Raw genomic sequence first — 6,877 nt, 5'->3', positions numbered from 1 at the left:
GCATTAATACCTGTAGTCGTGATGCTTGGGCCACCTGTAATCACTAAGCCACTGTTGTCGAGCTTACTGCCCGCTGTCGTGATGCTTGGCCCACCTGTAATCACTAAGCCACTGTTGTCGAGCTTACTGTTACCTGTGGTCACGCTGTCGACACTAATATCCGATGCTAAACTTAATTGCACACCACCTGCAGTAGTAACACTGTTGATATTACTATCACCTTTAACATTGATAGTTTCTCCCAACGCATAGTTATTTGAGGTACTACCATCACCAAAATTAATGCCTTTTTGTGCTTCTGCTAGTGCTGAATTCGCTGTAGTTTGCGCAGTCGTTACGTTATTATTCGTAGTAGTTAACTGACCAAAGTTAACCGCATCACCTGATGCTGTACCTGCTGCAACATTTGTGATCTTTTGATTATTTAGGTTTGCACCACCATTTAGATTACTTACTCCCGTTACACTTAATGTGCCACCAGTTGCAAGATTTCCTGCTGTAACTGTACCTGTAAATGTAGGCGCATCTACTACGCTATATTTATACGTATTTGTAGCAGCATCATAAGTTACAGTGGTATTAGTACCATCGGCTAAAGTAACTGTTTCACCTAAGCTAACTTTATCTGTAGCACCTGCATTTGCTCTAAAATTCAAACCTTTTTGTGCTTCTGTTAATGCTGAATTGGCAGTAGTTTGAGCTGCATTTGCCGATGTCTGTGCCGCATTTGCTGCATTTTGCGCAGTCGTTACATTGTTATTCGTGGTAGTTAACTGACCAAAGTTAACCGCATCACCTGATGCTGTACCTGCTGCAACATTTGTAATCTTTTGATTATTTAAATTTGCACCACCATTTAGATTACTTACTCCCGTAACACTCAATGTGCCACCAGTTGCAAGATTTCCTGCTGTAACTGTACCTGTAAATGTAGGCGCATCAACCACGTTATATTTATACGTATTTGTAGCAGCATCATAAGTTGCAGTTGTATTAGTTCCATCTGCTAGGGTGATGGTTTCACCTAAACTAACTTTATCTGTAGCACCAGCATTTGCTCTAAAATTCAAACCTTTTTGTGCTTCAGTTAAAGCATTGTTAGCTGTACTTTGCGCTGCATTTGCAGAAGTCTGTGCATTATTAGCATTAGTTAAAGCAGTATTCGCTGTATTTTGTGCTGTAGTTACGTTGTTGTTAGTTGTGGTTAATTGGCTAAAATTAACCGCATCACCAGGTGCGGTACCTGCAGCAAGATTAGTAATTTTTTGGTTATTTAAGTTTGCCCCACCATTTAAATTACTCACGCCTGTAACACTTAATGTGCCACCAGTTGCAAGATTTCCAGCAGTTACAGTACCAGAAAATGTAGGGGCATCTGCAATTTGGATATCAACTGTATTTCCCGTAATGACAGTTTTGACATTTGCGTTTGAACCAGTACCTGCAAGACCACCAGTAATATTTAATGTTGATCCAAGTTTATTAGTTGAACTACCTGCATTAGCATTAAATATTATTGCTTTATTTACCGCTGTATCTAAACCAGAAAGTGCAGCACCAACATTATTTACATTACCCGTTTTTGTTCCTGCATTTGGATCGGTAGTGACATTATAGTTCGGTACTGTATACGCATTTGTGGCTGGATCATAGGCTGCTCCACCACCCAAAGCAGTTGCTAATCGGCTATGTGCGTCATCATAAGCCTTGTCTAATTGCGCTACATTCACGGCATCAGTAAGGGCGGCACCATCAGCGACATTCTGAATGCGTCGAGTTGCGCTAGTCGTACCAACTGAAACTACGCCATTCGTAGCAGAAGGTGCGACATTCGTTAGAAAAGAATTACCCGCCTGTGCAGTTGTAGTGGAACCCGCACCTAATGCAACGGAGTTAAGAACATTGGCATTTGCATTTTTACCTATAGCAACGGTGTTATTAGCAGAAGTAGCACTTGTTGTTCCTAGTGCAATACTATCAACTGTATTAGCTGCAACTTTAGCATCTACACCAAAAGCTATAGATCTATCTGCACCAGTTGCAGTTTGAGAGCCCGCCATTAATGCCGCACTATAAGCCGCCTTAGCATCAGGCCCTTGTTGATTGTATATTGTGCCATTTATAGCTGTACCATCGCCACTCGATCCTAACGCCAAAGATCCTTGTCCGTCAGCGATTGGGCTTTTATGGATAGTAGATAAACCACTACCTATTGCCACACCACCTTTACCATTCGATGTAGTAGGGTTTGTATTAAAATTAGAACCAATAACTACTGATTGAGTGGCAGTTGTTGAAGCAATGACATCATTACCAACTACTGTTGATTGCGCACCTAAAGCTGCAATATTTGCACCTATAGCTAAAGACTCAACTGCAGGAGCACAAGCAATACTGGTTTCATTTGCAATAGCAATTCCTGCACCCTCCGCCCCTGATCCGGTTGATGTACGCGTACAGTTTGCAAAGGTTGATCCTCCTCCTGCTTCATAACCAGCAAATGCAAAATTTGCAGTAAAGACTGTAAAAATTGCAAGAGATAGAATTTTGTAGTTAAAAACTGAGCTTAATGAAACATCTTCTAGTTGTTGATTTTGTAAACAAGAAGCTTCGACACTACAATGACTTTTTGTTTTTCCTTTGGCTAACTCAGAAACCGCTACCCAAATACCCAAAGATGCATTCCATACAACCTTATAAACCTTATTCATAATAATTTCCAAATGCAGAAAAGAAGTTAGAACTTGTAGCCTTATGTATACAAGTCGGTTTACCAAGTAAAAAAATGTAATTTATTAGACCTCTTGCGAAAGTATCGTTTTACCTAATTTTTGAATTGGCTAAAACCTTATAAAATGTAGCTTTGGGCTGTTTAAATTTTGACTAACGCAAGAAGTTTATTATAGAGTAAAATAAAGTTTTTCTTGTGAGAAGTAAATCACACTTTGACCCGGCTTTGTTGCACAAAGGCTTGAAATGCACAGCTGCCCCTAAGTGATCCAAATTTAAGTGGCAACTTGGGTATGAGGTTGACCTAATTCTGTAAATTTCTTTAAGACTGCCACACGTGCATGAATCTCGTTGACTTGATTGTTAAATTTTTAGCGCTGAGTTTCTCCCCTAATAATTTGATGCAATGCATCTTGGTTTCCACCAAACTTCGCCGATGATAGCCTGACCATTTTTTCCATAGTGTTCTGCCTAAACGTTTAACTGTTCGAAGTAATTCATTTCGCTCCTGAGAATGTGATTTTGTATCTTTCCAAGGTCTTGCATTTTTTCTAGGAGGAATCACTGCATGTGCTTGTCGATCTGCAATGACTTGACGGCATCTTTTTGTGTCATAAGCTCCATCGGTATAAACAGAGTCTATTTGCTCATCCAATGGAATCTGATCAAGTAAATCACTAAGTACTTGTGAATCGCTGACATTATTTGTGGTGAGTTGTACTGCACGTATTTGAAGGGTTTCAGCATCTATAGCAATATGAAGCTTATGCCATTGGCGACGATATTCAGGCTGATGTTTCTTGCGTTTCCATTCGCCTTCGCCTAAAAACTTTAAGCTAGTTGAGTCGACCAATAGATGTAGTCCCTCATGACTTTTTTGATAGCTTATCGCAATATCAATATGCTTTTGTCGTCTACAGAGGGTGGAGTAATCCGGTCAGTGGAATAACTGAAAACAATTAATGGGTATATAAGGCTGCTGGAACAGGTAACAGCCGCGGTGACTTTGGTGGTGGTGTCTCTTTTGGTTTCCAATGGAAATAAGAGATTGGATCTTATAGTAGTTTAATATTTATAAAACTACTGAAACTCATTTTTACAAAGTGATGATTTTCATCAGCACCATTAAAATTGGACTTTCTTAAGTCCAACTTTAATGGTGCTTTTTTAATCAAAAAGGTTAATGGAATACTGCGTTATAAAAACTTAAATAAGGATTTATATTTTATAACTTTTTGAAAAGCAAAAGCTCCAAAGTTCGCACCCATTCGGGATGCTCTGTACCTACCGTTTAAAATCGAAAGGGAGCTTGTAATCAGAGAAAAGGCAGGGGCGAAATTTTAATGCCAGGTGGTCGCTCGTAGACACTCGCCGGCTCTTACTGGAATGATTAAAATATCTAATCAAAACCGTGGAACATTGATTAAAGAATATTCGTGGAACATGAAAAATCATAAAAAAAGCCCAAACGGGCTCGATTGGGCTATAAACTAGAAACTACAGCATTGATTTCTAATGAAAATTATAACACGTTTCGTATAAGGTGTATTATGTTAATTTTAGGAAAACTGAAAATTCGAGTGCTATATGTTTCTAAAAAATAAAGAAAATATTGAGAATAAATTTTGGCTAGCAGTTTGTTTACTAACGATCTTAGTAATAGTAATTTCGGCAATATCTCTACCTTTTACTGATGATACTCTGAGCTTTATTAAAGATGTATCCGGCACGGCAGCAACAATACTTACTGCTTATACTGCTGTTATCCTGTTTCAAGATTGGAGAGACATTAAGAAAACAGAAATTCTTAGCCAACACTCAAATGAAGTATTCCCAATTCTAAATGATTTAGCATCATCCTTATTTTTCCTGAAAAACTCATTGGTATGTACTATTGATCAGTTCTATAAGTTAAAAGAATATGAAAGAGAAAATGAAAGCTAAATTTGAAAGTAAGTATGAAAAAAATTTAAAATTTGGAGTGAGAAAAGTTCTGAATCCTGGTCGAGATTTTTTAGAAAATTTTTGGTTTTTTCATAAAGAAAAAACCAAGCATGCAGATTTTTTGATTAAAAAAATGAGTGTAATATTTCTATTTGAAGCTGTAATTTTTGAGTTCAGTGAAGTTTAAATTAGACATTTTTTCTGAATACCTTAAGTTGTCATTAAAAAGTAAACATGTATTCTTTTCCGAATTGGTTTGATACTTTCTCCACCCATTGCTCTATTTTGTCAGCTGTCATGACTTGAAAATCTCGCCAATAATATTTCATCTGCTTCCATACCATCTCGATTCGATTTAACTCAGGGCTATAAGCTGGAATAAAATACAGATTCGTCGAAAAGTTAGTTTTAAGTAGCTCTCTGTAATCAGCCATCTTTTTACTTCTATGAATCGAGGCATTATCAACAATAAGAACCAATGGAAGGTTATACGTCTGTTTTACTCGTTGAGCTATTCCAGTTAAATAGGCATAAAACCAAGTACTTGTCACTGACTCTTGTAAACAGCTTGTCACCAGTTTCCCCGTTGAAAGCAAACACCCCATGACATTAACTCGTTTTAATCTTATTGCATCAACCGCATGAACATCACCTATCTTTGTCCACGCATAGCGGTTATCAGGTGTAGATGAAAATCCTGTTTCATCAACATAACCTAATATAATTTCACCACGTGCCGCTTGCTCTCGTAATTCTTCAATCTGCTGTGTTGCTTGTTCAAATGCAATCGGATCTCTTTTTTTTCAAGCTATGACGGGTACGCTTGAAGACCATACCTGAATCCCGTAAAAACTTACGAATGGTTTCAACAGACACGGACACTTCGTATTCTTCATGTAGTTTGACTCGGATTTGTTCTGCATTGAGTGGACTTGTATTGACCCAATCTAGGATTTTCGCCTGATAGTCTGAGATCAATGTATTGGGTCGACCTGAGCGATGACCTTCTTTAATCGATTCAAACTCATACAATTCCCAACGTCGGCGTTGTAGCCTTATGGTTTCTGGGATACGTTCTTGTAGAGTGGCAACTTCCGCAACACTTTTACCTTCGGAAAGCCAGAGAATAGTTTGGGCACGTTGCCTTTCACGCCAATGTTTTGCATGCTTGACCAGAAAAATGAGTCGTTCTCGCTGTTCTAAACTAAGTGGTACAGAAACAATTCTAGGCATGTGTGAACATCTGTTAACTAAAAAAACCTTTTCGCATCATTAGTTATTTTTGTCAACTTAAGATCTCTAATCTTTGCTTCAATTAAATGCATAAATGAAAAGAGTAATTTTAAATGTATGTCTATAATCTAAGTTATTCATCGTCTTTGTGATGATCGTTACCAAATAGCTTACAAGTAAAAATTATTGCTAATATTACTAAACTAGAAGAAATACCAGCATATAAGTTGGCTAAAGTTCCTCCATAAACAACGATATCTTCTAAAAACAGAATTACTATAATTATAATAGATACATGTAATATAATAACTTTTAGATCATGGAACTTATTAATTGATAGTGTCTTAAGAAATGAACTGTTGGTAAAAATAGCTTGTTGAATAAATAATTTATAAAAACCTGCTGAAATTAAATGAAATGTAATAGCAATTAATGAAACATCAAGGATTTTTAAAAATTTAACAACAACTATTTTTACTTCAAAATTAGTTGCGTATATATTTTTAACAATAAAAGTTATAGCATCTATAAGTAAATATATTGTTGATAAATATAAAAAAATAGATGAAATTATACAATTTATAATAACTATGATAACTAAAAACCTACTCTTTTCAAAAAAATTTTGGAGCACTTTATAACATCCCTTAAAATGTAAAAACCAACCAATTATTTAATCAAAATTGCGAATAAGCAATTGACTTGAAAAAAGCAGCATTGGTTGAATTGCCATACAAAACTTACAACCGTAGTCCCTATCTTTGATACTACCTAACTATTTTATATAATTGATAATTTATTTCTAAAATTTGAATTAATTTGTTGAAAATTATTTAAAAAGTTAAATCACAGATAGTAAATTGAATGGAAAAAGAAAATATTGATAGCTCTAGAGATTCATATCTAATTAAGTTTTTAATATCCGTATTTAACATAATGGCGGTTATACGAAGTACACTTGTATATTAAT

Annotated in this window: 6 protein-coding genes and 1 pseudogene; 2 read left to right on the top strand and 5 right to left on the bottom strand. The window is 36.2% G+C overall.

The genetic code is table 11. The features are described from left to right. The coding region (locus tag F893_RS15545; RefSeq protein ID WP_005253215.1) for an ESPR-type extended signal peptide-containing protein at nt 1-2,711 on the bottom strand (2,711 nt) is incomplete at its 3' end. 294 nt (nt 2,712-3,005) lie between these two features. After that, nucleotides 3,006-3,667: pseudogene (locus F893_RS15540) on the bottom strand (IS5 family transposase); the annotation flags it as partial. A gap of 650 nt (nt 3,668-4,317) precedes the next feature. Here F893_RS15540 and F893_RS15535 point away from each other — a divergent pair. Both F893_RS15535 and F893_RS15530 read left to right on the top strand, forming a co-directional pair. Beyond that, complete coding sequence (locus tag F893_RS15535; RefSeq protein ID WP_005253211.1) at nt 4,318-4,674, top strand: hypothetical protein; 357 nt, start codon at nt 4,318-4,320, stop codon at nt 4,672-4,674. Further along, complete coding sequence (locus tag F893_RS15530; RefSeq protein WP_155757270.1) at nt 4,664-4,861, top strand: hypothetical protein; 198 nt, start codon at nt 4,664-4,666, stop codon at nt 4,859-4,861. The genes F893_RS15535 and F893_RS15530 overlap by 11 nt, the downstream gene beginning before the upstream one ends. 34 nt (nt 4,862-4,895) lie before the next feature. Here F893_RS15530 and F893_RS15525 read toward each other — a convergent pair whose 3' ends face one another. From F893_RS15525 to F893_RS15515, 3 genes are all read right to left on the bottom strand, one after another. Continuing rightward, nucleotides 4,896-5,435, bottom strand: a complete 540-nt coding sequence (locus F893_RS15525) for an IS630 family transposase (protein ID WP_228761479.1) — start codon at nt 5,433-5,435, stop codon at nt 4,896-4,898. Between the two features lie 16 nt (nt 5,436-5,451). Further along, on the bottom strand, nt 5,452-5,907 hold the full coding sequence (locus F893_RS15520; protein WP_004647755.1) for a helix-turn-helix domain-containing protein: 456 nt from the start codon (nt 5,905-5,907) through the stop codon (nt 5,452-5,454). Nucleotides 5,908-6,040: 133 nt separating this feature from the next. Next, entirely contained in the window at nt 6,041-6,541 is a 501-nt protein-coding gene (locus F893_RS15515; protein WP_005248994.1) for a YqhA family protein, read from the bottom strand. Nucleotides 6,542-6,877 lie beyond the last annotated feature (336 nt).

Origin of the sequence: Acinetobacter sp. CIP 102136, from assembly GCF_000369685.1 — a bacterium.
GTDB classification, from domain to species: domain Bacteria; phylum Pseudomonadota; class Gammaproteobacteria; order Pseudomonadales; family Moraxellaceae; genus Acinetobacter; species Acinetobacter fasciculus.
This window is presented reverse-complemented; position numbering and strand designations above follow the sequence as displayed.